This window comes from Pelomicrobium sp. G1, assembly GCF_051905455.1.
Lineage (GTDB): Bacteria > Pseudomonadota > Gammaproteobacteria > Burkholderiales > UBA6910 > Pelomicrobium.
The window spans coordinates 1-279 of record NZ_JBQACR010000320.1 but is presented as its reverse complement, the minus strand read 5'-3'; the positions used below and the strand labels follow the sequence as shown (position 1 = coordinate 279).

General features: G+C 67.4%; 1 protein-coding gene. It reads left to right on the top strand.

What is annotated here, in order from left to right:
- Window positions 1-279, top strand: a 279-nt coding sequence (locus ACTFO6_RS18675; protein WP_439935862.1) for a hypothetical protein, incomplete at its 5' end; no start/stop codon positions are given.

Genomic DNA, 279 nt, shown 5'->3' with positions numbered 1-279 from the left:
ACCTGCCGCTGCCCGGGGCTGCGGACGTTCGCGGCGTTCCTCTCCGCCCATCCCAGCGTCATGGCAGCGAACGCAACTACCCTGTGGATCGACAGGGAGGGCCGATTCCTGAGGACGAAGAGGGAAGCAGGCTTCAAACGGTTCGTGTTGCTGCACGACCACCACTGCGTTCCGCAGCCGTCCATGGCCTACCTCCTCTGGACAGGCGTGGGGTTCCTGCTCGGGTTGAGCCTGCGAGCGCAGGCGCTTGCGGCGCCGCACTGTCCGGAGGCGGGGTAG